This is a genomic window from Ruegeria sp. YKSD179 (assembly GCF_059612885.1).
In genome coordinates, this window is sequence record NZ_JBXWRL010000008.1 from 54896 (window position 1) to 81513 (window position 26618).

Sequence of the window (26618 nt, forward strand, 5' to 3'; positions counted from 1 at the left end):
TCTCTCAAGCACCGGAGGTTTTGGGACGAAAACGAGTAAAATACGCTTCGAGTGTTCGGAAACTGATTTCGGCGATCAAGTAGGATAAAAGACTGTAAACAATTAAGAGCGCCCAAGGGTCCACACCGCCGAAAAGGCCTGTGCTAATGCGGTTAACGACATCCAAAGCGATCAGGTGATACAAGTAAATTCCGTAACTGACGACACCGAACCGGGCGACTGGTGGAAATGTCAGTATTCCAGATAGAATGTTTTTTTCACGAACGACTAGTGCAACTAACGTGTAAGTCATTGCGATGTGTATCAAAAGATTGGGCCAGCCCCGCAAGTCGTAAGGGGCCAGCACCATAAGTACCGCGATGCTCAACAGTCCAATAGCCGACGCGTAATATCCGCCTGCGAAGCCAGACAATTTTTCAAAGCCCTTTTGTCGGTGCAGCACCACAGCGGACAGTGAACCAAGAATGATTGGAGCGTAGGTCGCGTTGGGTAACTTGAACAGCAAAGGTCCCAGAGAAATTGGCTCGAATGGAAAAAGACCGCTGATGATCGCGACATTCAGACCAACAAAGACGATGCAAACAGGTACTAATAATCGAAATGGCAAGATCAGCAACACCAGAGGCCAGATCATATAATATTGTTCTTCAACGGAAAGAGACCAGGTGATCCCCAGCAGTGGAATATGCTCGGTCAAAAAGTTGGAAAGAAAAAAGTAATAGAACGGCCAAATACCAAGAAGCCCGGTTTGACCCTTAATCACGACATAATATGTGCCAACCAGAGTGACAACAAAGAAGTAAACCGGAAAAATCCTAATAATTCTTCGCAAGTAAAAATTGCGTAGCGAAAACCTTCCGTACCTTTTGGACTCGCGCAGCAGAAGAGTTGTGATTAAAAAACCGCTGAGAACAAAGAAGAAATCTACGCCAAGAAACCCCCTTCCGAAAATGTGAGTCTGGCTGTCAGGGAATGGATTCGCGTGGTGCCACAGTACCATCGCAATGCAAATAAACCGAAGACCATCCAAATTCGAAAAGCGTCTTGTTGTTTGATAAGCGTTAAAATCCGGCTGGCCTGAAATGGGTCGATCAGAACCGAGTTCAGCAGTATCGGTCATTTTGCTCGCCTGAGTATCGTTCAAAATCCTTAGTCTCAGAACGGTCCGTCTTCCAAAACGCCGTCCGCGCTCATTTGAGCGTAAAGAAGACCCTCACGCAAACCGCGGTCCGCAACGGAAAGACGATCAGTAGGCCAACACCTTAGAAGCGCTTGCAGTATCGCAGAGCCAGACATTATCAGCGCTTGGCGATCATCACCAATTCGGGGATCGCGACGACGCCCGTGAGGGCCAAGCTCCAGATATCCCCGAATTACCTTATCTATCTGATCACTTGTCATACGCAGCCCGTCAACTTTGGTCCGGTCATATCGTTTGAGGCCCAAATGCGAGGCAGCAACTGTTGTGACGGTTCCACTTGTACCTACGATCTGGAAACCATCGCGTGCTTGTTCGTCTTTATAGGGTGCAAAATCAGCAAGATTTTCTTCGAAAAACCAACTCATCAGGGCGAACCGGGCCGAATCGTCCTCAACGTCATTAAATTGGTCTCGCAACGTTGCAACGCCGAGTGGGACACTGATCCAATCCACCACTTTAGCAGCAGGAAACGGACTTTCTGCTAAGTGAAAACCGTTATGAAGCCGCATAATAGCTGCTGGTCGATCCCGGCGCGGTACTGACGATATGTCAATCCAAACCAATTCGGTTGAACCGCCGCCGATGTCCACAACAAGCAACTGCTCGGTCTTGGTTGAAACCAGCGGGGCGCAGGAAATGACGGCAAGACGCGCCTCTTCTTCGGGTTGTATGATTTCCAGCGTAAGGCCGGTTTCACGTTTGACTTGCCGAATGAAATCGCGCGCATTCTTGGCGCGACGGCACGCTTCTGTCGCAACCAAGCGCATCCGTCGAACTTTGTTCCGTTTGAGTTTTTGTTGGCATATTCGCAATGCCTGAACGGTGCGGGACATGGACGCCCGCGACAATCGTCCGGTGCGTTCCAAACCCGCGCCCAGTTGCACGGACTTGGAAAAACTGTCTACCACATGGAACCCGCTGCCCTTGGGCTGGGCTATCAACATGCGGCAGCTATTTGTTCCCAAATCCAGCGCCGCATACAATGCATCTGGATCGGGCCTTGCCGGCGCGGGGCTTTCGACCGCCTTCGGGAACGCGCCCGCACCTTTGGGACGCTTGGGCGCCATGGTCACGCCCTCCGATTTTCGAGTTACCCCGACCATAGGTGCCGCAATTCGATCACGCAAGACGCTCATTAAGGTCATTAGAATTTTGATGTTCGGATTCGGCGCTCTGGCCTTTAAAGCTACAACATCTTCAGAAGGCAAAAGGTCGCTGGAAATGCGCCGTGTGTCGAAAACCGACCGACTTGCGCCCACATAGAAGTCTAGAAACTGTCCATCTGGTTAGGAGGAATCAAAGGCAATGCCTGACGTCACCATTGTTTTTTGGCGCGACATTCCCGCTCAGGTCATCGTTGGCAAAGGTCGACGAGGCGCCAAGCGGCAGTTAGAGGAGCGGTTTGAGCAGGCGATCGATCGCGCGGCCATGAAGGTGAACGCCAAGGACAGCGATGCCTACCTAGCTGAGTGGCGCAAGGCCGAGCCTTTCGAGGTCGAAGGCGACCCGTCAGAAATTGCTGAGGCAGAAGCCGTGCGTTTGGAAACAGAGTATGATCAGGACCGTATCAAGTTACTGATCGCCAATGACGGTTGGGCATGAGCCCGAAACAGCTATGGGAGGCCGCAATGGCTTTGCTGAACTTCAAGAAACGTGATGTGGCCGAAAAAGCCCCAGTGAACCCGACCGTCGAAGCCTTTTTGCAAGGCTATTCGATTGAAGTGATGCCGCGTACTGCTGAAAAGGTGGAGGATTTTCGCGCTTTGCTGCCCATCGGGACCCGTGTCTATATAGCCCACATCGAAGGTACCCCGATTGAGGATATGGTCAAAACAGCCAAGCGTATCGCCGACGAAGGGTATCCAGTGATGCCGCATTTTCCCGCGCGGATCATCAAAGATGCGGCTACGCTGGAAAACTGGATATCCATGTACCAGGGCGAAGCGGGCGTAGATCAGGCGCTGTTGTTGGCTGGCGGTGTTGCCAAGCCGCACGGCGATTTTGACAGTTCCATGCAGTTGCTGGAAACCGGCTTGTTTGACAAAGCTGGGTTCAAGCGTTTGCACGTTGCTGGTCACCCAGAAGGCAATAAGGATATTGATCCTGACGGTTCAACAACAAACGTGAACGACGCGTTGCGTTGGAAGCAAAAGTTCAGCGAAACGACGGACGCAGAAATGGCACTGGCCACCCAATTTGCTTTTGATGCCAAGCCAATCATTGAGTGGGCAGAGGGCCTTAAGGCGGCGGGCATTGATTTGCCTATCCACATCGGTATCGCGGGCCCAGCCAAGCTGCAGACGCTTATCAAATTCGCTATTGCCTGCGGAGTTGGACCATCGCTGAAGGTCCTGCAAAAACGCGCTATGGACGTGTCCAAACTGTTGCTGCCTTACGAGCCGACTGAAGTGTTGACTGAGTTGGCCAATCACAAAGCGGCAAATCCAGACTTTAACGTTACCAACGTGCACTTCTTCCCACTTGGCGGAATCAAGACAAATGCCAACTGGGCAATCGAAAATGGCGGCGCTTCTGCGAAGCCCGTGAACTCCTAAGGACCAGACATGACCCGTACAGTCGTCGAATCTAAGACAAAAACAGCCATTATCGGCTTTGACGAACCTTTCTGCGTCATAGGTGAACGCATCAACCCAACTGGCCGAAAGAAATTGGCTGCCGAACTGGAAGCGGGCGATTTCTCGACAGTTGAGAAAGACGCGCTGGCTCAGGTGGCGGCAGGCGCGACCGTGCTGGATATCAACGCGGGCGTTGTTTATAATTCGAACCCCAACCCGAACGAAACCGAGCCACCGCTGATGCGCAAGATCGTCGAGCTGGTGCAGGGTTTGGTTGAGGTTCCGCTCTGCATCGACAGCTCGGTGCCGGGCGCGTTGGAAGCTGGCCTTGAGGCAGCTGAGGGCCGCCCACTCTTGAACTCAGTTACTGGTGAAGAAGAGCGCCTTGAATTGGTTCTTCCGCTGGTAAAAAAATACAACGTTCCTGTTGTAGCAATATCAAACGACGACACCGGAATATCCGAAGACCCGAACGTGCGCTTTGATGTAGCCAAGAAAATTGTTGAACGCGCTGCCGACTTTGGAATTCCTGCGCATGACATCGTTGTTGACCCGCTTGTTATGCCTATTGGTGCAATGGCTACGGCAGGTCTGCAAGTTTTTGCATTGGTTCGACGTTTGCGTGAAGAACTGGGTGTGAACACCACTTGTGGTGCATCCAACATTTCATTTGGATTGCCCAACCGCCATGGCATTAACAATGCATTCCTGCCAATGGCGATGGGAGCTGGCATGACGTCCGCGATTATGAATCCGGTTGCACTGCCTGTTGGCCCGAAGAAGCTGGCCGAGAAGAAGGCCGAGGTCGAAGCCAAAGGTGTGATTTTGCCACCTGATATGGACGACGAAACTTTCTGCCAGCTGTTTGGTCTGGGATCGACCATGCCCCGTGCGGGAAAAGAGATGGAAGCAATCCGCGCAGCCAATCTACTGACCAACAATGACCCTCACGGTGGCGAGTGGATCAGGTTCAACAAATCTCCTGACGAAGCAGGAGCGGCAGGCGGAGGACGCCGTGGAGGTGGCCGTCGACGACGTGCCGGATGAAATTTGAGACCGAAAAGGCCGGGCTTAGTCCCGGCCTTTTTCTGTTCTGCAAGTTTTCGGTTCCGTAATTTATCCTCTCAGGGCTATGGCGTGATTGATATCGGCACCTTTGTTTGCAGCGCAATAAGTGGGGAAGGGCGCTCGTGCTGACAATTCAATCTCGCGCTTGACCCAATTTCGATCTTCCAGCTGATGTAGAGAGTTTGAAAGTGCCCGGTCAGTAATAGGTGCTAAATCCGACTTCAGAATCGAAAAGCGTTTAGGTTTTTTGACAAGGGCTAATATTGGTACTGTCCAGTTGCGCCGAAGCAATGCGAGCTCTTTGTCATCCGGAACCGCAGCCATAATTCTGTGAGCTACAATTGCAGCTTCTCTTCCAGCTGGGGTTAGGCGGAATTCGGGCCGCAATGGGTGGCCGTGACCGGGGTTTCTCTCAATCAGTTTGAGTTGAACAAGGTGATCAAGGCTCGCTGAAAATGATGTTCTGCTAGCTGGCGTAGCCTCCAATAAAGGCGCCTGACGACCGGGAACACCAGAATGCAGAAGAGCCAGAATGTTCAGTGACCAGGCTCGGGAAGTCAGGTTGACAAGCGTTTTTATGTCCATAAAGTATAGTAACTTTATTTTTAGCACAAAGGAAAGTTCTATGGCGCTTATTTCTCTTGAAAATACAATAACGCTCGCGATTTCCGTACGTGACCGACACCTGAGCGCGGAATGGTATAGCTCTAAACTTGGATTTGAATTGATCCATCACATTGATGAAGTCGGCTGGAGCGAGATGCAGACAAAGACTCCGGGCGTAACCTTGGGGCTGGGGGAACAGTCTGTGCCTTCGCCGGGTAATTCCGTTCCTGTCTTTGGCGTGGCTGACATTGCGACGGCGCGCAGAGCACTTGAGTCAGAAGGCGTGCGGTTTGATGGTGCAACAGAAACTATTGAGGGCATGGTCAGCACTGCAACTTTCTATGATCCCGATGAAAATGCGTTGATGCTGGCGCAAGACCTAAGTCAAGGCTGATAGCCTCGCCCAAATTGTCGCAGTTCCGCCCCCGATTATTGCCAAGCTCGATCAATCAGGGGACACTAAAACAACGCGCGGCGAAAAAAACGGTGGCTGTCATGCAAAAAACACGCCCTCCGAGATTGTCGGATGCGGACCTTTCTAAAAGACTGGGAAAAAAAGAATATTTCGAACAACTGATCGACTTGCAAGCGGTGCTGGCGCGAATTCAGCAAGCCTTTTTGTTTCATGGTCTAAAAGGTGTGATCGTATTGGAAGGCTGGGATGCAGCAGGAAAAGGTGGAGCGATCCGGCGGATCAGTCAGGCCCTTGACCCTCGCAGCTTTAAGGTCTGGCCAATCGGGGCCCCACGAAATTATTACTTGAATCGCCACTATTTGTTACGGTTTTGGGAGCGATTACCCCCTCAGGGAGCAATTTCTGCATTTGACCGCAGTTGGTACGGCCGCGTTTTGGTGGAACGGATAGAGAGGCTGACACCTGAACATAGATGGCGCGATGCCTATCGAGAAATCAACGATTTCGAGCGCATGTTGGTTGCTGACGATACGCGCATTGTGAAGTTGTTTTTTCATATCTCTGCTGATGAGCAGATGGATCGTTTTACAGAGCGATTGCGTAACCCTCTTAAGCGTTGGAAGCTAACGTACGAGGATTTCCGAAACCGAGAAAAATGGGCGGAAACTGAAACAGCGGTGGATGAAATGTTGGCGCGAACCTCGACGGACTTTGCTCCTTGGCAAGTTATTGCGGGGAATAACAAACGGTATGCCAGGATCGAAGCCATGAAGGCTATTGTAGCAAGGTTTTCCGAAGGAGTTGACCTCAGCCCTCAGGTTTTGGACCACAAAACGCTCGATGCTGCGGGGCATGCATTGGATGGTGAACAGGATTTAATTGATAGCCTTCGTGCACGGACCGAATAGGCCTCAAGGCAGTGAAGCCTTGTCAGACTCTGTTGCAAGTGAAGTCTAACCTTTGCGATTGGCAAAAGGCATCGCGTCCGCTGACGCGAACCCACCAGTTATTCTGCGCGTCGGGCCTGAAGCAAGTTGATGACAGCAGGAACGCGTGTTCCATTTGCAGAATGATAGCTCGCAAAAGCGTTTGCCACGCTGCTCTGTATGATTTTAACGTCGTCGTCCGTGCCCTCGAAATGCGCGATCACGCGGGCTGCAGGACCCACACGTGTGCAAAGCTTTGCCGCTTCGTTTAAGTCATCTGGTCCAGTTAGAGTCAGGGGAACAGGTCGGACCTGAATGTCGGTTAATCCTGCTTGGGCCATCAAATTCGCAACACGCTCCCTGTCATGAAAAGCAAGAGGGCCCGGCGCGTTGCGATCGACTTTGGGTGGTTGGCCAAGGTGTTTTACTGCGGCCACATGAGGTATCTTGAACCACGGGTTTTCTGAAAGGCTACCCCACGCGGCGAAGGTTATCCGTGCGCCGGGTTTCAATCCTTGTGCCATGTTAGCAAACGCTGCCACGGGATCCGAGAAAAACATTACCCCAAAGCGGGAGATTAGTGCGTCACAATTCAGTTCGGACAGATCAGCAACCTGTGCATCAGCTACTTTAAATGAGACGTTGGGCATCTGTTCTGCCCGTGACCGCGCCCTTTCAAGAAATTGTTCGGAGATATCCAAACCTTGCACCTCGCCGGAGGGCCCGATTAGGTTTGCAGCAGCAAGCGAGCTTGCCCCAGTACCGCAACCAATGTCCAAGACTTTCATTCCATCCGACAGGTTGGCTTCGTCAAGAACCAGTGCCAATACCGGAGCCAAAAGGTGATCCAGTTGATCCTCGAAGGTCAACCATCTGGATCCCATGTCAGACTTTCCCCAAAACTCGGCTTGGTCGTCGTTTGCGATTTGCATATCGTTCCCCTCACTGGGTGAGTGGACTATGACCTCCTGCGCCTCCGGCGGCCAGACTTTTCCTCATCCGAGCCGGTATTAAATGACGGAGAAGGCAGGGAAACAACTTGGGCAAGTTCCGGAAATGGGTCGGTCTTATGCGGTATTGCATTTGCAGCAACAAAGTGGTCTTGAAACTTCGGTTCGATCGCTGTTTCGACCTTGGTGATTTCGCGTACGACCTGTTCGATCTCGGCCCTTGAGCCTATGTTGCACAGTGCAATCCGCGCCCCAGTGCCAGCTGCGTTTCCCGCACTTGTGACCTTTTCCAAAGGTGCGTCTGGTATCATACCCAGTACCATCGCGTGTTTGGTTGATATGTGCGCACCAAAAGCGCCAGCCAGAACTACACGGTCCACCTGATCGACCTCCATTTCGTCCATGAGCAAACGCGCACCGGCATAAAGCGCGGATTTTGCCAGCTGGATGGCTCGAATATCGCCTTGGGTCACTGTAATCTTAGGGCCACCTTCGGCGCTGGCGTCGTGAATCAGGTAGGAGTGAGTGCGGCCTTCGGGAACGCATCTTTCCGTACCGGTTTGCGCCGCTGAACCAATCAACCCGCTTTCGTCCAAAAGCCCGGCGATACGCATCTCTGCAACCGCTTCAATTATTCCTGACCCGCAGATGCCGGTGATTCCGGTGGTGGCGATATCAAGTTCGAAACCTTCCTCGTCCGACCACTTTTCTGAGCCGATGACCCGAAATCTCGGTTCCTTTGTTGTCGGATCAATCTCAATCCGTTCGATGGCTCCTGGCGCGGCCCGCTGACCAGAGCTGATTTGCGCCCCTTCAAAGGCGGGTCCGGTGGGTGAAGAACAGGCTAGAACACGGCTGGTATTACCCAAAAGAATTTCGGCATTTGTGCCGACGTCGACGATCAAAACAAGATCACTGGATTTTCCCGGTTCTTCGGATAAGGCCACAGCGGCGCAGTCGGCGCCAACGTGTCCAGCGATACACGGGAGGATATAAACCTGAGCACGCGGATTCATGTTGATCAGGTCCATTTCCTGCGCGGGTAAGGACATGCTTTCTGAAGTGGCAAGCGCAAATGGAGCCTGACCAAGCTCTACCGGGTCCAGACCAAGCAGCAGATGATGCATGACCGGGTTGCAGACAAACACCGTTTCGACAATCAATGTTGCATCTATTCCAGCTTCATCAGCGATTGATGTAGTCAGATCATTAATTGCGTCCCGTACCGCGCGTGTCATTTCCTTGTCACCGCCGGGATTCATCATGGCATAAGATACGCGGCTCATCAGGTCTTCGCCAAAGCGGATCTGTGGGTTCATGAGACCTGATGAAGCTTTGACTTCGCCTGTTTCAAGATCGGTCAGGTGTGCAGCGATGGTCGTTGAGCCGAGGTCGATGGCCAGCCCGAAAAGGCCGTTTTCGTGTAGCCCGGGCCAAATTTCCAAAATACGCGCCACAGAGCCTTTGTGATCTTTATGAACGGCGACTGTGACCTCCCATTTTCCCTTTCGTAATACCGGTTGCAATTTGGAAAGCAGTGACACGTCGGCAGTAACTGCGTCGATGTGCCATTGTTCGCGAAGCGCGCGCTCTAACCTTTCCAGATCGCCTGTAGGCGAGTGCATGTCCGGTTCTTCCACCACAACGAAATACAATCGCGTGGCTGGGTCCATTGTGATTGCACGTGCGGCGGCAGCTTTGCGAACCACCTGACGATGGACCTGACTTTCAGGGGGAACGTCGATCACGACATCACCCTGCACAGAGGCCTGACAACCCAGACGCCGCCCCGGTTTCAACCCGCGCTTGTCATCGTAACGTTGTTCGACTGCATTCCAATCACTCAAAGCGTCTTGGGATACGGTCACGCCATGCTTAGGAAATTCGCCATAGCTCGGCGTGATTTGGCATTTTGAGCAAATGCCCCGCCCACCGCAAACCGAGTCCAAATCCACCCCAAGTTGGCGGGCCGCAGTTAGGATCGGCGTGCCGACAGGAAAATGTCCGCGTTTGCCCGACGGGGTAAAGACGACAAGTGGATCGGTAGTCATTCAGGCCTGCCTTTTTCAAATTCGCGCGAGTCTCGCGCAAAATATGGTTTTAACCACAAAGGGAAAGGGCTGTCAGCGGCACGATTTGCGCGGCTTGCGTCGTTTTCTGCCTCGGCATTAGCTGGACGGGGTCAACAACATAGCATCAGGGGCTTTTCCTTCGACACAATCCATGCCATAGGGTCACCGCCAAACGGGCTTTTGCATGGGGTTAACAGATGCAGATTCGTGAGGCACTCACCTTTGACGACGTTCTTTTAGTTCCGGGCGCATCTTCTGTGCTGCCGGCGACGGCGGATACGACTACGCGTGTAACGCGCGAAATCTCGATGAATATCCCTTTGCTGAGTTCAGCGATGGACACAGTGACCGAAGCCCGCATGGCCATTGCGATGGCGCAGGCTGGCGGCATCGGTGTTGTTCATAAGAACCTTTCAGCGGAAGAGCAGTCCCGCGAAGTGCGGCGCGTCAAGCGTTTCGAGTCGGGTATAGTTTATAACCCCGTGACTCTACGTGCCGATCAAACCTTGGCTGATGCCAAGGCTCTGGTCGAGCGGTACAACTTTACTGGTTTTCCTGTGACAGATGATAATGGGCGCGTAGTCGGTATTGTCACAAATCGAGATATGCGTTTTGCCACTTCAGACGACACTCCGATCAAGGCGATGATGACCTTTGACAATTTGGCAATGCTTCAGGAACCTGCTGATCTTGAAGAGGCCAAAAGCCTGATGCGAGCACGTCGGATCGAAAAGCTGTTGGTTGTAGACGGTCAAGGAAAACTTACTGGTCTGTTGACCTTGAAGGACACCGAACAAGCCGTTCTAAACCCGACCGCGTGCAAGGATCAACTGGGCCGGCTTCGGGTTGCTGCCGCCACTTCTGTCGGCGACGCCGGTTTTGAACGTTCTGAAATGCTTGTGGACTCGGGCGTCGATATCATCGTTGTGGACACCGCTCATGGCCATTCTCAGGGCGTTATTGATGCCGTGAAGCGGGTAAAGACTTTGTCGAACGAGGTCCAGATTATCGCGGGCAACGTGGCGACCCAAGAGGCAACGCGCGCTTTGATTGACGCCGGCGCGGATGCCATCAAAGTTGGTATTGGTCCTGGTTCGATTTGTACCACCCGAATGGTTGCCGGGGTGGGGGTTCCGCAATTGACGGCAATAATGGATTGTGCAGCGGCGGCTGGCGATGTTCCGGTAATTGCAGACGGCGGCATAAAGTTTTCTGGCGACTTCGCGAAAGCCATCGCCGCTGGCGCATCATGTGCGATGGTCGGTTCGATGATCGCAGGAACGGATGAAAGCCCCGGTGAAGTGATCTTATATCAAGGTCGCTCATTCAAATCCTATCGTGGGATGGGAAGCCTTGGCGCGATGGCGCGTGGTTCAGCGGACCGCTATTTCCAAAAGGATGCCGCCAGCGACAAGTTAGTGCCCGAAGGGATCGAAGGGCAGGTGCCTTACAAAGGATCCGCTAGCGCGGTTGTGCATCAGCTCGTGGGTGGATTGCGCGCTGCCATGGGCTACACAGGTTGCGCCACGATTGATGAGATGCGGCGTGATTGCAATTTTGTCAAAATCACGGGTGCAGGCCTGAAGGAAAGCCATGTGCATGACGTGCAAATCACTCGGGAGAGTCCCAATTACCGGATTATGTAAAATTAGTGCGGCGCACGCGCTGTTGCCTAATGAAGTCGCTTAGGCGGAGGAATCGAAACTAACATGACGCCCTCCGCCCGAGTTCAGGCAGCAATAGAAATATTGGATGATATTCTTGATGGATCGCCCGCCGAAAAGGCTTTGACCGGGTGGGCTCGAAGAAGTCGATTTGCTGGCTCGAAGGATCGCGCGGCAGTCCGCGATCATGTGTTTGACGCGCTTCGGTGCCGCCGGTCATTCGCAGCGCGTGGAGGCTCAGAAAACGGGCGCGGCCTAATGATCGGCGCAATAAGGTCCTTGGGAGCTGATCCTAATGAGTTGTTCACAGGTGATCGGCATGCGCCCGATCCGCTTGAGGAAAGCGAAGTTGGCCGGGACTTTGTGACCGAGTCAGAAAGGTTTGATATCCCAGAATGGCTGTGGCCAGAGTTTCAACGTTCGCTTGGTGACGAGGCGCAGGCGGCGGCGACCGCGCTTCAAAGTCGTGCGCCATTACATTTACGTGTAAATTTGCAAAAGGTTAATCGCCAGCAAGCTGCCCAAGAACTTATGCGGGAGGGGATCAGCTCAGAGGTTCACCCAGCTTGTGAGACGGCCCTTGAAGTAAAAGAAGGTGCCCGCAAGGTCGCCCAAAGCCACGCTTATTTATCTGGATTGGTGGAGTTACAAGATGCTGCCAGTCAAGCTGTTGTTGCTGCGCTGCCTTTGCGTCCGGGTATGCGGATTATTGACTATTGTGCCGGAGGCGGCGGAAAGGCTTTGGCCATTGCAGCACTTTCCAATTCTGTAAAAATTTTTGCGCATGATGCGAACCCAGCCAGAATGCATGATCTACCAGCACGCGCCCAACGCGCAGGGGCTGAGATTAAGATTTTATCTACTGAAGAAGTGTTCGCGCACCCCGGATTTGACATCATTCTTATCGATGCACCGTGTTCCGGTAGCGGATCCTGGCGCAGAGCGCCCGCAGGTAAGTGGGCGCTAACTCCAGACCGCCTTTCAAAGCTTGTTAGTGCTCAGATGAAAATCCTTGGTTCAACAGCACCGCTTGTTTCACCTGGCGGATTGTTGGCCTATGTTACCTGCTCGATTTTGTCGGCTGAAAACGATTCAGTGGTGGAGGGTTTTTTGAACAATCACCCGGGTTGGCAGTCTGACTGGCGTAAGCAGTGGATGGTATCCAAACGGACCGACGGGTTCTTTTGCGCGCACTTAAATAAACCGTTAATCCCCTAGTACGTAACAACATTCAGGAGAACTCTCCGTTTCTCTTAAGCGAATGTTAACCGGGTTTGGGCCGACAACAAAAAGCCCAACGACTTGAGTTGTTTATGACTTTAGCCACGAAAGTTTTTTCTGATCCGTCTTTTCAAAAAGCCCCTTAGGTCTGTGGCTCGCCACATAAGTGTTAATCGGCGCGATGCTGAGTCTTTCGCTCGTTTTGGACCTGGTTCCCAAGGTCTGGCACTCAAGTTTCGTTGTGGTAGTGGTTTCTTTACTGACGGCTGCGTACTTTGGTTGTTTTACGTGGTGCAATAGCGGACTGCATGGCGCAGTAGGAGGTGAATTCTATTGCGGTTTTTGCTGAGCAGGAGTTGATTACCTGCGTTATCGCCAACGCTTAAGGCGATATTTTGACGGTCAATGCCGAAGCGCGTGCACGGGTTCAAGCCTTTCCGGGCACTAGGTCAGAGCAATTTATGAAACCTATGTTTGCAAACCCTCCTGCGATTGCAGTCCGGGGCTGAGACTTACGGCAAAGCGCGAGAAGACATGGTGCCCCGGTGCCAATCTCGGTCTTCGATGTCGGCAGCGGTCGGTTCTGTTGGCGATTTCATTTGGATGCTCCGAGGGAATGGAAAGAGGTCAGCGTTCCGGTTTTAACCGAAGGGCGAAACGGAACCCTTTTGAGGGTAAACGATGCAGCGGCGCGTTTGTTGGGGCGATAGCCTGATATTCTGCATCAGGCGTTCAATAGCGAGTCGAGCGCAAAGAATATTATCGTGCAGGTTCAAACGGAAAACGGTGCCGTTCCTGCCGCCGTGCGCGAATTTAGTCGTTCGGGAACCGCTCGTGACTTGTTGTAGTTGCCGATTGAGCAGGCAGGACAAAGCAGTAGTGAGGTATCATTTGCGGATCTTCCAGTGCCCATCATGCGTCTTGCTCCGGACGGCCGCATCCTGGAAGCCAACCGGTTGGCCATGAAACTGATCGAAAACTTTGATGCCGGATAGACCAAGGTCGACGAGATCATGAAGAGTTTAACGCACCAATTTCCAATTGGCTGGCGCGCTCACAGGCAGTTGCATTGGAACTACCGTATCACGTTACCCATGGTCAAATATCGCAACTCTCGTGTCACGCGCTTCTCTGTCTAAGCTGCGGCCGTATGCTAAAAAAACGCTTAAAACAGATGCTAAATTTAGAGGTCGGCCCCCAATTTTTTTGGCCGAGACTCTGCGCTAAAACCAGTTTCTGGTTGGTTATTTTTCCTACTGTGAAACAAAGAAACAAGACGCAATCAAACAACGAAACACTACTGAAGTCATCTGGACACACTCACACATAATGATTTGTAACCTAGGCTGACCGCATATTGAACTAAGCGTCAGGTCGCGTTTATCTAATCTTATGAGCAGAGAAAAAACTACGATATCTCGCCAAAGATTTCGACGGCCTGTTTCCGCGATCCCTAGCTTGACTGGAGTTATAGCGATTATCGCCATTCCGGTTATCCACTTCCTGTGGCCTGACTTGCAAGGCGTTTCAGACCGCGATCAAACAGTGCTTTTCGCTTTATCCGTTTTTTCGTTACTTGTAGTTTCTGAAGTTTTTTACTCAAAGGTCTATCGGAAACCAGGAAGTGGATTAGTTTATCGACCTCAAAATTTTTTTGATGGTAAATACGTATGTGATTTTGGGATCAAGTTACTCGGGCTTGCCGCTAGTTTTGCTATGTTGGCAGTGTTTTATTATTCAGCTGATATCTACAGGGATGACTGGTATTCACCATTTTTTTCTTTGCTGAGTGATTACTGGGGTCTCATATTGTTTGTTATTTTAGTCACTGTTACATTTGTTCATTTTTCGATGCGCAATCCTCGAGACGGTTTGTGGCATTTGGGGCGAGCCGTCTTAACCCTCGGTCGCTTATCAACGCGAGCGCCTGAGTTGAAGGTTCATTTTCTTGGACTTGGAATAAAGGGATATTTTTTACCGCTGATGTTTTGTTATTTGGTTTACGATTGGTCTTATTTTCAAACTCGTTCGTTATGGAGTTCTGATGATTTTTATGATGTCTACGAATACCTGTTTAGGTTTTCTTTTTTTCTTGACCTCACAATAGTAGTCATAGGCTACGCTACAGCAACACGCCTGTTGACTTCCCAGATTCGGTGGACCGAAACTAAAGTAAGTGGTTGGCTGGTCTGCATAATTTGCTATGCGCCATTCTGGCAGCTTTTGTCGCGCAACTACTTTAATTATTTCGAAAGCGGCTTTGCTTGGGGTCAATGGCTTTGGGACTATCCCGTCCTATATTTTATGTGGGGTAGTACAATTCTACTTTTTTTGGGTATTTATAGCCTAACCTCTGCTAGGATGGGGCTAAGGTTTTCCAATTTAACATATAGGGGTCTTGCCTGCGATTTCCCTTACAACATAAGCAAGCACCCGGCTTACATAAGCAAAAACATAACTTGGTGGTTGATATCCATCCCTTTCATCGCTGTTGATTTCTGGACTGGGGTGGCCAATTGCACTGCTTTATTTGGTGTAAATGCTATCTACTATTTTCGTGCGCGACACGAAGAAATGTGCCTTTCCAAAGCCCCGTCGTACCGGGCCTACCAGCGTTTTATTAATGATCGCGGGCTAATTGCACAATTGAAGCGTGGTATATTGGGGCAAACGAAATGGATACCCGAGCAGAAAAATCGAAGTGACGTCCGCACCCGGATTTAGTTACTTGCTAAATTTGGAACAAGGTTAAAAATATGTTCACGCAGTTGTCGGGTGGTGATATATTTCACTTGATCTAATTTCTTGGTCTCCTTTAAAGCGTGAATATGTACGACGTTTATGCTGGATCGACAATTGATCGGAATTCGACAGTGTTTCTGTCGTGTTGCTGGTCGAACCGGATCAGTGATCGAGAATGCCAGTTGGACTCTCAATTTTGTAGGACATCAGAAAGTATTTGACATACTGCGGGATACATCTTGGCGAACGCACGACCTTCAGATTGTCGGTAAAAGAAGAGGGAGCGACTGACTGATACGGAGAAACAAAGGTGGAATGAACGCTGCGATAAGAAAATGTGCAGAAAGTTCTATTTGGTTATTCATGATTTTTGGTCAGATCAGCGTGTCCACAGGCATCAGAGTATTGATTAGCGATCTTCCATCAGCCTAATGGCTACCGGTACGTAAGGAATATGGTGCGTACTTGTTTCACAATGGTTTTATCAAAAAAATGAAACCCTGTACCCCAAGACAGGACTTAAGCGGCAAAAGTGTAAGTACAACAAACAGCGTTCCAGTCGGCGCGATAGTATCGAGATCACGTTGGAGCGTCTCAAGGATTGGTGGCGCGGATCTCTAACAGCCATGAAGGATCACAAAGGTCTTTCTGTCGGCAGCTGTTCTCGTCGCAGAAGTCTTGCTCCGGCCGTGAAACAATGGGTCCGAAAACTAGGGGGGGAGTTCTTTCGGCGGCAACTCCTAAATCAAACGACAAGAGACGGTGGTATTCTTGACCGGATGTTTAGGCTCGATGTCTGGAAAAGTTAAGGGCGAGCGTTTGAGTGAGCTTGTAATCTACAAAAGCCGTGAGAGTGAAGTAAGTCAATGTTTTATTGATATTCTTAAAATAAGCCACGGTGCAGGAGCTATGCAAAAAGCATTCCAGCATTTTTCTGAAGAGTGGGCAACAAAGATTTCAGTTGATATGTTCTCTTTTTACCCCCATAAGGAACAAGAGGTGAACAAAGCAGTGATTGCCGCCCGTTGAAGGGTGTGACAAAAAGGGAAGGCGACAGGACAATGGCGGATCTTCTGACAATGAGCGACAAGAAAAACGCAGACAAGCAAAAGGCGCTCGACAGCGCGTTGGCGCAGATCGAACGGCAATTCGGCAAGGGCTCGATCATGAAGCTCGGCGAGGACGCCAAGCAAGACATCGAAGCAAGCTCGACCGGTTCGCTTGGTCTGGACATTGCGCTTGGGATCGGCGGTCTGCCAATGGGGCGGATTGTTGAGATTTACGGCCCGGAAAGCTCGGGCAAGACAACGCTTACATTGCACTGTATTGCTGAGCAGCAAAAACGCGGAGGGGTCTGCGCGTTCGTAGATGCTGAGCATGCGCTGGACCCACAATATGCCCGCAAGTTGGGTGTTGATCTGGACGAGCTGCTGATTTCGCAGCCCGATACCGGTGAACAGGCGCTTGAGATCACTGATACTCTGGTGCGCTCTGGCGCAGTGAACATGGTTGTGGTCGACTCAGTTGCGGCATTGACTCCGAAATCCGAACTTGAGGGCGACATGGGTGACAGCAATGTCGGCGTGCAAGCCCGTTTGATGAGTCAGGCCATGCGCAAACTGACCGGCTCGATTAGCCGCTCGAACTGTATGGTTATTTTCATTAACCAGATTCGAATGAAAATCGGTGTTATGTTCGGTAGCCCGGAAACTACCACTGGTGGTAATGCGCTGAAATTCTATAGCTCGGTCCGTCTGGATATCCGTCGTATTGGCGCAATCAAGGATCGCGATGAGGTTGTTGGCAACCAGACCCGCGTCAAGGTCGTCAAGAACAAGGTGGCGCCGCCGTTCAAGCAGGTGGAATTCGATATCATGTATGGCGAGGGTATCTCGAAGATGGGCGAGCTGCTGGACTTGGGCGTCAAAGCCGGCGTGGTAGAAAAATCAGGCTCATGGTTTAGCTACGGCGACGAACGGATCGGACAGGGGCGTGAGAATGCCAAGCAATACTTGCGCGACAATGGTAGCGTAGCTCTTGAGATAGAAGACAAGATTCGCGCAGCACATGGTCTGGATTTCGACATGCCCCCCGGCGCGGCTGAGGACGAGGATATCCTCGAAGCCTAAACTTTTCGAAAAACATAGCGAACCAGGCGGTCCTTTCGGGGCCGCCTTGTTTCGTTGTGCGACCTCTATGCTGTGGACTATCTAAAGGGAGGGGGATAAACCCGTCTCAACAAATACGATTGCGCGCTGAGGGAATCTTATGCCCACGCTAAATGATATCCGTTCGACTTTTTTGAACTACTTCGCCAAACAGGGGCACGAAGTGGTTGCGTCCAGCCCTTTGGTCCCGCGCAATGACCCAACGCTGATGTTTGTGAATTCAGGGATGGTTCAGTTTAAGAACCTGTTTACCGGGGTGGAAATGCGCGACTATAAGCGTGCAACCACGGCGCAGAAGTGTGTCCGCGCGGGAGGCAAGCACAACGATCTTGACAATGTGGGCTACACCGCGCGCCACCATACGTTTTTTGAGATGTTGGGCAATTTTTCGTTTGGTGATTATTTTAAGAAAGATGCGATCCCTTTTGCTTGGGAACTGATTACCAAGGAATTCGGTATCGACAAGAACCGTCTGTTGACGACTGTTTTCCACACCGATGACGAAGCGTTCGACATCTGGAAGAAAGTTGGAGTCCCCGAGGATCGGATCATTCGTATCGCAACAAACGATAACTTCTGGCAAATGGGTCCGACGGGTCCATGCGGTCCATGCACCGAGATTTTCTATGATCACGGCGATCACATCTGGGGCGGGCCTCCGGGTTCGGCGGAAGAGGATGGCGACCGCTTCATCGAAATCTGGAACATTGTTTTCATGCAGAACGAACAGTTCGAAGACGGCTCGATGGTCGAACTCGACATGCAGTCCATAGACACTGGTATGGGTTTGGAGCGGATCGGTGCTCTGCTACAGGGTAGCCACGATAACTATGACACGGATTTGTTCAAGACGCTGATTGAAGCATCTGCGGACGCAATTGGTGTTGACCCTTATGGCGATCAAAACGTGCATCACCGGGTGATTGCCGACCACCTGCGATCGACCTCGTTCCTTATCGCCGACGGTGTGATGCCGTCGAACGACGGACGCGGCTACGTTTTGCGCCGTATTATGCGTCGCGCTATGCGTCACGCGCATCTGCTAGGCGCGAAGGATCCGGTTATGTACCGTCTGGTGCCAACGCTGGTACAATTGATGGGCGCGCAATATTCCGAGCTGGGCCGGGCGCAACCGCTGATAGAAGAGACATTGCTGCTAGAGGAAACCCGCTTCAAGCAGACATTAGATCGCGGTCTAAAACTGCTTGATGAAGAGGTTGCAAACCTGCCCAAGGGCGCCGCGCTGCCGGGTGCTGCTGCATTCAAGCTCTACGATACTTATGGATTTCCGCTGGACCTGACGCAGGATGCTCTGCGCGAAAAGTGCCGGACAGTGGATACGAACGGGTTCGACGCTGCTATGGCTGAGCAAAAGGCCAAGGCCCGTGCAGCATGGGCCGGGTCAGGAGAAGCGGCAGATCAGGCCGTTTGGTTCGACGTTTTGGACAGCGCCGGGGCAACCGACTTCCTAGGCTACGATACCGAAAAGGCCGAAGGGCAGGTGGCTGCTCTGGTCGTGGATGGAGCGCTAGTCGACAAAATCGAAAAGGGCGGCAGTGGTTGGGTCGTTGTGAACCAGACGCCTTTCTATGGTGAGGCAGGCGGTCAAGTTGGAGACACAGGTGAAATCCGTCGTTTGGAAGAGCGTAATGATGTCGCGCAAGTTCATGACACAAAAAAATTCGCTGATGGCAAAGTCTATGCCCACAATGTCTCGCTGAAAAGCGGCACTCTTTCAAAGGGCGATGCAGTGGAGCTTGAAGTGGATCACGCGCGGCGCACGGCGATCCGCGCCAACCACTCAGCCACGCATCTGCTGCACGAAGCGTTGCGCGAAACGCTGGGCAATCATGTGGCGCAGCGTGGTTCTCTGAATGCCTCCGACCGACTAAGGTTTGATTTCAGCCATTCCAAAGCACTAAGCCATGAGGAAATCCAAAGGGTCGAGCGTGAAGTGAATGATTTTGTTCGACAGAACTCGACCGTTGAGACCCGGATCATGACACCTGATGATGCGCGGGACTTGGGCGCTCAGGCCTTGTTTGGTGAAAAATACGGAGACGAAGTTCGCGTTGTCTCGATGGGTAAGGCGCCCACAGGTAAAGGTCAGGACGGAGAAACCTGGTCGATCGAACTGTGTGGCGGTACCCATGTGCGTCAAACCGGCGATATTGGTACCTTTGTCGTTCTGGGCGACAGCGCAAGCAGCGCAGGTGTGCGCCGGATCGAAGCGCTTACTGGGGATGAGGCGTTCCGGCATCTGTCTGCGCAGGGTCAACGGTTGGGACAGATAGCCTCTGAACTCAAGACGCAGCCAGATGATGTTGTCAGCCGGGTGAAATCGCTGTTGGACGAACGCAAGGCATTGCAGAACGAAGTTGCTCAGCTTCGCCGCGATCTGGCGATGGCCGGAAGTTCGGGGCAAGGTGGGTCAGAAACACGCGATGTAAATGGCGTGCCTTTCCTTGCCCAAGCTTTGGCTGGTGTATCAGGCAAGGATCTTCCTGCATTGATTGACGAGCACAAAAGCCGCTTGGGCTCTGGTGTCGTGCTGCTGATCGCGGATGCAGGCGGTAAGGCTGCCGTGGCGGCTGGGGTTACATCGGATCTGACCGACAAGATTTCTGCGGTAGATCTTGTGAGGGCGGCCGTGTCTGAACTTGGAGGCAAGGGTGGCGGAGGACGCCCTGACATGGCGCAGGGCGGTGGTCGTGATGCGTCGAATTCAGATGCAGCGATCCAAGCCGCAGAACAAGTTTTGGGAGGATAAGATGCCCGCACTCTGGATTGCGCATGTAACCGTAACGGATGACGAGGCCTACGGCAAATACGCCGAACTGGCCGGGCCCGCTATTGCCAAGCATGGTGGCGCGTTCATTGCGCGCGCGGCACGGTATGTGCAGTTGGAGGGGAAAGAGCGTCCGCGCAACGTCGTGGCTCGATTCCCATCGGTTGAGGCTGCAGTGGAATGCTACAATTCTCATGAATATCAACAAGCGCTAAGCTATGCACGAGGGGCCAGCGAGCGTGAATTGATTGTTGTGGAGATTACCGAATAGGCCCAAATCGGCACAACTGAGCTAACCTCTGATTGTGTGGGCGGATATTTGCCAATCAATTAGCCTGGCGGTATGTTCCGCTGCTTAAAATTTTCTATTTTAGATTAAACCATATTTTTTCAAATGGTTATGGTGACTTTAAGCGCAGAAATTGCGCCATCACACTTGGAATGTGGCCGTAACCTCTCAATTCTTGCTTGAAATGGTCAAAATGTGGATCGAATTTCCGCCTCATTTGGGTTGCAACTTCTCCTCAGATTGCGCAGGCGGCTCCGTCTTCTGATAGTTAGGTGAGACGATTCACTTTCCTTTTTGTCCGCAATCGCGAGGATGAATTTGGATCAAGGAACAGGCATGAAACCGTTGAGCACTGAATTCAGAACCGTTGCTGCGCGGTTGACCGCGTCGTTAGGTCGACTGATATTTGTTTCCGCTTTGGGGATCGGGGCAGTGGTTGCCGGATCGGTTTCGGAAGCGAGCGAAGGTCGCTTTATAAGAGCTGTTGCAATCTCACCTCCGCCGTCTGGTGCACAGCGCCTATGCCAAAAATATAATTGGGCGTGTTCGACCAAGACCTCCGTGTCCTTATCAAGTCAACAAGAGATGCGTATTATTCAGCGTGTCAATCGTCAGGTGAACGCAACAACGCGCTCGGTGTCGGATAAGTCGCAGTATCGAACTCTGGAAAGATGGGCGCTTCCAACATCCCGAGGCGGCGACTGCGAAGACTTTGCTCTTCTGAAGAAACGCGACTTGATCCGCGCGGGTATCGATCCCAGTAAATTGCTCATCGCAACGGTTTTGGATAACCAGCGCAATCCTCATGCCGTTCTTGTTTATCGGTCGGTCACCGGTGACTTGGTTCTGGACAACCTAACAAATAAGATCAAGCCTTGGACGGCGACGCGTTACCTGTTTCTTCGGATGCAGAACCCAGACAAGCCAAGTGGTTGGATTGGTATTTACGGTCGGAGTTGAACCCATACCGTAAGTCGAACGTTCTCAACTCTGACAGTATAAATTGAATAAAGGGCGACGCTATCATCGCCCTTTTTCCTTTTTCAAGGTCTCTCGATTCTAAAACCGCTAACACATCGCATGTCCCGGTCAACCAAGTACGGGCAATTCCTCACCTGTTGTTGCTTCCACTTTTGCCGTGACCACCTTCACCGTTGCGAGATCCATTGCCTTGACCGTTGTTGCTACCGCCGTTTCCGGTTCCGGGGCCAGATCCACCAGTGTTTCCCCCACCATTGCCGGGGTTCTCATTGTTTCCATTGCCGTTGCCAGAGCCTCCGCCGCCTTTGCCTCCGTCGCCTCCGTCGCCTTTGCCTCCGTCGCCTTTGCCTCCGCCACCAGCGCCGTTGCCAGAGCCTCCGCCGCCCTTGCCGCCAACATCGCCTTTGCCTCCGCCTCCGCTGCCTCCGCTGCTGCTGCCTCCGCTGCTGCTGCCTCCGCTGCTGCTGCCTCCGCTGCTGCTGCCTCCGCCGCTGCTGCCTCCGCCGCTGCTGCCTCCGCCGCTGCTGCCTCCGCTGCCGCTGCCTCCGCTGCTGCTGCCTCCGCCGCTGCTGTCTCTGCTGCTGCTGCCTCCGCTGCTGCTGCCTCCGCCGCTGCTGTCTCCGCTGCTGCTGCCTCCGCTGCCTCCGCCTCCGCTGCTGCTGCCTCCGCTGCTGCTGCCGCCGCTGCTGCTGCCTCCGCTGCTGCTGCCTCCGCTGCCCGAACCTTCACCGTTTTGAGAAGGCCCGTCCCCGGATCTTTGGCTAAAGCTGGCGATTGACGCCGTGGGAAAGTCAGTCAAAAGCCCTGCTAGGGGCGCGCACTGTGCACCGAGCCGCTTAACTATCTCTTCAAAATCAGCGCGACGCTGTATATACCGTAGCGCTCCAGTCGTTATGGTGTTGCACTCACATAGTACTTGAGATGATGCGCCGGATTTGCGCACTTTGCTGACATCGCATATATCAGATGCGAGAGCACCGCTCGCGGGAGTCAGCAGAAATGTAGACGCTACTAAATACAGTGGGAATCTGCGAAACTGATTGCGCATTGTTTACTCCTCGAACCTCATTCTCAACTCTTCCGGCCATCTGAACCAATTGACTTCAGGTCAGTATGAACGGCGTTATAATTGAGATGCTTTTACACCTCTTAGTTGCCTAGTTCTCAAGGCGTCTAGAGGTGGATCCAAGTCTTAGAACTACAGAAAATGAAGGCAAAAACATTGAAAAACAACAGAAAATTCCAGTACTTTGGTTTGCCCTAAAGTATTTATCTTTTTTGAGATGGCGACAATTCTGCCACATTTATGCCATTGTTTCCTATTTGCGCGAAGCTGAAAAGAAGTAACGTCGCCGATTAGTTAAACAATTTCGGAAACAGCCAACTGAAGACTTTGGCGAAGTGGACCACTTGGGTTTTGGGAATATTGAGTCGTAAGAACGGGCAACTATGAGGGTTGCCCGTTTTATTATTCTTGGTATGTCTGATTGATCTGATTATGCCGCACAGTGTCTCGCGACATCAGCCAATATCCGTTTATCCATTAGAGACCGCCACCGCTGCCTCCACCGGGGTTGTTTGACCCGTCATTATTGTCCTGACCGCCAGGGTTGGTTCCGTCGCCTTGGCCTGAACGGTTGCCACCGTCGCTGCCGCCGCCGTTGCCGCCGCCGTTGCCGCCGCCGTTGCCGCCGCCGTTGCCGCCGCCGTTGCCGCCGCCGTTGCCGCCGCCGTTGCCGCCGCCACTGCCACTGCCGCTGCCGCTGCCACTACCGCTGCCGCTACCGCTGCCACTACCGCTGCCACTACCGCTGCCACTACCGCTACCGCTACCGCTGCCACTACCGCTGCCGCTGCCACTACCACTACCGCTGCCACTACCGCTGCCGCTGCCACTACCGCTGCCGCTGCCACTACCGCTGCCGCTACCGCTACCGCTGCCACTACCGCTGCCGCTGCCACTACCGCTGCCGCTACCGCTACCGCTGCCACTACCGCTGCCACTACCGCTGCCGCTACCGCTACCGCTGCCACTACCGCTGCCGCTGCCGCTACCGCTGCCACTACCGCTGCCGCTACCGCTACCGCTGCCACTACCGCTGCCGCTGCCACTACCGCTGCCGCTGCCGCTGCCGCTGCCACTACCGCTGCCGCTACCGCTACCGCTGCCACTACCGCTGCCGCTACCGCTGCCGCTACCGCTGCCACTACCGCTGCCGCTGCCGCTGCCATTACCTTCTGTCTCGTCAGCAGGCCCGTCGCCGGATCGTTGAGAGAACCCGTTGCTTGAAGCTGTAGGTAAGTCGGTTAGTAAGGCCGCGAAAGAAGGGCAAGTCTGAAGTGTACGAGCTAAGATGTCTTCGAAATCTGCGCGGCGCTGAATATAACGCAGCATTCGTTGGTCGACGACTGTACACCCACACAATGTCTCGGACGACACGGACTTTCGGGCCGTTTTGACGCTACATTCTTCCGCTTGAGCCGCACCGGTACTAATTAAAGGAAAGGTTGCGGACACAAATACTAAAGATAATAGTCGGTATTTCACGCGCATGTCGTCACTCCTTCGGAACTCGTTACCATACTGGTCGCACCACAACCCGGTGCCGCACGTTGTACGCATAAACTCAATACTGTACTTCAATTAGAATTACATTCATCCTGCGACGCATTTTCAATACTTGCTAAAATTAAACTTGGTAAAGAAAGGCGCTCGGTGCTGAAAAATGTATAAAAATCAAAAGGAAAAGCCCGCCGTCGTATTTGGCTGATTTTTTTTTGGTTTCCCAAGTCTGGAAGTAAATATGTCGCAACTGCGAAATTGTTTCAATTATGACGACAATTTCTCGATCCTTCTCAAGCGGATTTGGCAATGCGCTTGCGTTCATGCGGATCCAAAAATCTTTTGCGCAGACGAACCGCATTTGGAGTGACTTCGACCAATTCATCGTCATCAATATATGCAATGGCTTCCTCCAGCGAGAACTGGATGTGCGGTGTCAGGCGCACTGCATCATCTGAACCGCTGGCCCGGACATTGGTCAGTTTTTTGCCCTTAAGCGGGTTTACTTCAAGATCATTCTCCCGGGAATGCTCACCTATCACCATGCCTTGATAGACCTCGGTTTGCGGCCCGACGAACATTCTGCCACGTTCTTCTAGGTTCCAAAGAGCGTAAGCTACGGCTTGTCCTTTCTCCATTGAGATCAGAACACCGGCACGTCGCCCCGGAATAGGCCCCTTGTGTGGTGCCCATCCGTGAAAAACGCGGTTCAGAACGCCTGTTCCGCGGGTGTCCGTCAGAAACTCCCCGTGGTATCCGATCAAACCACGTGATGGAACCAGCGCAATAATCCGGGTTTTGCCAGCACCAGCCGGTCGCATTTCGGCCAGCTCTCCTTTCCGGGCCCCAGTTATTTTTTCGATCACGGCGCCAGAATATTCGTCATCAACGTCGATAGTAACTTCTTCGATCGGCTCCAAGCGCTGCCCGTCTTCCTCACGAAACAGAACTTGAGGGCGCGAAATGCTAAGCTCAAATCCTTCGCGGCGCATGTTCTCAATCAATACACCCATCTGAAGTTCGCCGCGGCCCGCAACTTCGAAGGCCTCTCCGCCGGGGGTATCCGTTATTCGAATGGCCACGTTGGATTCAGCTTCTTTAATTAACCTGTCGCGAATTACCCTAGATTGCACTTTCTTGCCGTCGCGCCCGGCCAGAGGTGAGTCATTGATGCCAAAAGTGACGGATATGGTCGGGGGATCGATCGGCTGGGCGGGTAGGGCCTCGTCAACCTGAGGTGCAACAAGGGAGTCAGCCACTGTAGCCTTGCTCATCCCAGCAATGGTTACAATGTCACCCGCCTCAGCTAAGTCGATGGCCTGCTGGCTGAGGCCCCTGAACGCCAAAATTTTGGAAGCGCGAAAATTCTCTATCAGAGTTCCATCGCGGCTAAGTGCTTTAAGGCTTTCGCCAGCTTTAAGAGTGCCGCTTTCTACGCGACCCGTCAGAATTCGGCCAATAAAGGGGTCACTGCCCAGAGTGGTCGCCAACATACGAAAGGGTTCGTCCTTATGCGATGCTTGCTGGGGCGCTGGAACGTGGTCGACAATTAGGTCAAACAAGGCGGTCAAATCCTTGCGCGGTCCGTCAAGGTCCATATCAGCCCAACCGGACCTACCCGAAGCGTACATTGCCGGAAAGTCCAGCTGGTCATCGTCTGCGCCCAGATTTGCGAACAAGTCAAAGCATTCGTCCAATGCACGATCTGGTTCGGCATCGGGTTTGTCGACTTTGTTCAGCACAACGATTGGGCGAAGTCCGAGGGCGAGGGCTTTTGACGTTACAAACTTGGTTTGCGGCATCGGCCCCTCGGCGGCGTCTACCAGGAGCACAACGCCGTCCACCATGCTAAGGATGCGTTCGACCTCGCCGCCGAAATCCGCGTGACCCGGGGTGTCAACGATGTTGATGCGCGTACCTTTCCATTCCACTGACGTTGCTTTGGCCAAAATCGTTATACCACGCTCGCGCTCTAGGTCATTGCTGTCCATTGCACGTTCAGCGACAGCCTGATTTTCCCGGAATGCTCCGGACTGTTTGAGCAGTTCGTCCACAAGAGTTGTTTTGCCGTGGTCGACGTGGGCGATGATCGCGATATTACGCAGGTCCATGAGAGGTATGCCTTTGAACGGGAAGTTGACGGGCGCATAACGCGGCACGGACAAAGTTTCCAGCCCTTACCCGCGATCAATTGCCAGAGATATCCGAAAAGGGTCACATTGACAGGGTAGGTGGCATACTGGAAATGAAACCGGCGATACCCATAGTGAAGGCAAACAAGAAGGAATTGACTGGTTTCCGTCCAGTAGTTTCTTTGAGCCAAGAAAGTTGGACAGCCAATAGCTAAAGAGAGAGCGTTGTAACGCAGTCGTTCGTTAATGATTATCT

At 52.5% G+C, this 26618-nt stretch carries 21 protein-coding genes; 13 read left to right on the forward strand and 8 right to left on the reverse strand.

Annotation, left to right across the window (positions count from 1 at the left end; all coding sequences use genetic code 11):
* Positions 1-4: 4 nt before the first annotated feature.
* Together AC2FNE_RS06705 and AC2FNE_RS06710 are read right to left on the reverse strand one after the other, a co-directional pair.
* Positions 5-1120, reverse strand: a complete 1116-nt coding sequence (locus AC2FNE_RS06705) for an acyltransferase family protein (protein ID WP_170608671.1) — start codon at positions 1118-1120, stop codon at positions 5-7.
* 35 nt (positions 1121-1155) lie between these two features.
* On the reverse strand, positions 1156-2268 hold the full coding sequence (locus tag AC2FNE_RS06710) for a Ppx/GppA phosphatase family protein (protein WP_170608690.1): 1113 nt from the start codon (positions 2266-2268) through the stop codon (positions 1156-1158).
* A gap of 238 nt (positions 2269-2506) precedes the next feature.
* On the opposite strand from AC2FNE_RS06710, the gene AC2FNE_RS06715 reads away from it, so the two are divergent.
* From AC2FNE_RS06715 to AC2FNE_RS06725, 3 genes are read left to right on the forward strand one after another with little or no spacing between them, the layout of a single operon-like run.
* Positions 2507-2803, forward strand: a complete 297-nt coding sequence (locus AC2FNE_RS06715) for a virulence factor (RefSeq protein WP_170481950.1) — start codon at positions 2507-2509, stop codon at positions 2801-2803.
* Between the two features lie 26 nt (positions 2804-2829).
* Positions 2830-3756, forward strand: a complete 927-nt coding sequence (locus AC2FNE_RS06720; protein WP_170608670.1) for a methylenetetrahydrofolate reductase — start codon at positions 2830-2832, stop codon at positions 3754-3756.
* A 9-nt stretch (positions 3757-3765) separates the two neighbouring features.
* Positions 3766-4824, forward strand: coding sequence for a methyltetrahydrofolate cobalamin methyltransferase (locus AC2FNE_RS06725; RefSeq protein WP_496805015.1), 1059 nt, complete (start codon positions 3766-3768; stop codon positions 4822-4824).
* A 69-nt stretch (positions 4825-4893) separates the two neighbouring features.
* Here the strand turns inward: AC2FNE_RS06725 and AC2FNE_RS06730 are convergent, their stop codons facing one another.
* The gene (locus tag AC2FNE_RS06730) at positions 4894-5430 is read right to left on the reverse strand and encodes a winged helix-turn-helix transcriptional regulator (protein ID WP_170608668.1); all 537 of its coding nucleotides are present in this window, start codon (positions 5428-5430) and stop codon (positions 4894-4896) included.
* Between the two features lie 40 nt (positions 5431-5470).
* On the opposite strand from AC2FNE_RS06730, the gene AC2FNE_RS06735 reads away from it, so the two are divergent.
* Positions 5471-5845 (forward strand): VOC family protein, encoded by a 375-nt coding sequence (locus AC2FNE_RS06735; RefSeq protein WP_170608667.1) that lies wholly within the window; start codon positions 5471-5473, stop codon positions 5843-5845.
* Between the two features lie 101 nt (positions 5846-5946).
* Positions 5947-6774, forward strand: a complete 828-nt coding sequence (locus tag AC2FNE_RS06740) for a polyphosphate kinase 2 family protein (protein WP_170608666.1) — start codon at positions 5947-5949, stop codon at positions 6772-6774.
* A gap of 98 nt (positions 6775-6872) precedes the next feature.
* Here AC2FNE_RS06740 and AC2FNE_RS06745 read toward each other — a convergent pair whose 3' ends face one another.
* Together AC2FNE_RS06745 and AC2FNE_RS06750 are read right to left on the reverse strand one after the other, a co-directional pair.
* Positions 6873-7724: a class I SAM-dependent methyltransferase gene (locus tag AC2FNE_RS06745; protein ID WP_170608665.1), complete on the reverse strand. Its 852-nt coding sequence runs from the start codon at positions 7722-7724 to the stop codon at positions 6873-6875.
* 26 nt (positions 7725-7750) lie between these two features.
* Positions 7751-9793, reverse strand: a complete 2043-nt coding sequence (locus tag AC2FNE_RS06750; RefSeq protein WP_496805016.1) for an ASKHA domain-containing protein — start codon at positions 9791-9793, stop codon at positions 7751-7753.
* 218 nt (positions 9794-10011) lie between these two features.
* Between AC2FNE_RS06750 and guaB the strand changes: the two genes are divergently transcribed.
* The 8 genes from guaB (at position 10012) to AC2FNE_RS06790 (ending at position 21646) form a co-directional block, all read left to right on the forward strand.
* Entirely contained in the window at positions 10012-11460 is a 1449-nt protein-coding gene (gene guaB, locus AC2FNE_RS06755) for an IMP dehydrogenase (RefSeq protein ID WP_170608663.1), read from the forward strand.
* A 63-nt stretch (positions 11461-11523) separates the two neighbouring features.
* Positions 11524-12696 carry an RsmB/NOP family class I SAM-dependent RNA methyltransferase gene (locus AC2FNE_RS06760; RefSeq protein WP_496805017.1) on the forward strand — a complete coding sequence of 391 codons (1173 nt, stop codon included), beginning with the start codon at positions 11524-11526 and terminating at the stop codon, positions 12694-12696.
* 1461 nt (positions 12697-14157) lie between these two features.
* Positions 14158-15423, forward strand: coding sequence for a hypothetical protein (locus AC2FNE_RS06765; RefSeq protein ID WP_170611143.1), 1266 nt, complete (start codon positions 14158-14160; stop codon positions 15421-15423).
* 810 nt (positions 15424-16233) lie between these two features.
* A complete protein-coding gene (locus tag AC2FNE_RS06770; RefSeq protein WP_496805018.1) occupies positions 16234-16470 on the forward strand; it encodes a hypothetical protein in 237 nt (78 codons plus the stop codon).
* A 32-nt stretch (positions 16471-16502) separates the two neighbouring features.
* Positions 16503-17570: a recombinase RecA gene (recA, locus tag AC2FNE_RS06775; protein ID WP_170608658.1), complete on the forward strand. Its 1068-nt coding sequence runs from the start codon at positions 16503-16505 to the stop codon at positions 17568-17570.
* A 139-nt stretch (positions 17571-17709) separates the two neighbouring features.
* Positions 17710-20379 (forward strand): alanine--tRNA ligase, encoded by a 2670-nt coding sequence (alaS, locus tag AC2FNE_RS06780; RefSeq protein WP_170608657.1) that lies wholly within the window; start codon positions 17710-17712, stop codon positions 20377-20379.
* Between the two features lies 1 nt (position 20380).
* A complete protein-coding gene (locus AC2FNE_RS06785) occupies positions 20381-20668 on the forward strand; it encodes a DUF1330 domain-containing protein (protein ID WP_170608656.1) in 288 nt (95 codons plus the stop codon).
* Between the two features lie 354 nt (positions 20669-21022).
* Positions 21023-21646 (forward strand): transglutaminase-like cysteine peptidase, encoded by a 624-nt coding sequence (locus tag AC2FNE_RS06790; protein WP_496805019.1) that lies wholly within the window; start codon positions 21023-21025, stop codon positions 21644-21646.
* A gap of 129 nt (positions 21647-21775) precedes the next feature.
* Here AC2FNE_RS06790 and AC2FNE_RS06795 read toward each other — a convergent pair whose 3' ends face one another.
* From AC2FNE_RS06795 to typA, 3 genes are all read right to left on the reverse strand, one after another.
* Entirely contained in the window at positions 21776-22396 is a 621-nt protein-coding gene (locus AC2FNE_RS06795) for a hypothetical protein (protein ID WP_496805020.1), read from the reverse strand.
* Positions 22397-23203: 807 nt separating this feature from the next.
* Positions 23204-23899 carry a hypothetical protein gene (locus tag AC2FNE_RS06800; RefSeq protein WP_496805021.1) on the reverse strand — a complete coding sequence of 232 codons (696 nt, stop codon included), beginning with the start codon at positions 23897-23899 and terminating at the stop codon, positions 23204-23206.
* Between the two features lie 624 nt (positions 23900-24523).
* Positions 24524-26341, reverse strand: a complete 1818-nt coding sequence (gene typA / locus AC2FNE_RS06805; RefSeq protein ID WP_496805043.1) for a translational GTPase TypA — start codon at positions 26339-26341, stop codon at positions 24524-24526.
* Positions 26342-26618 lie beyond the last annotated feature (277 nt).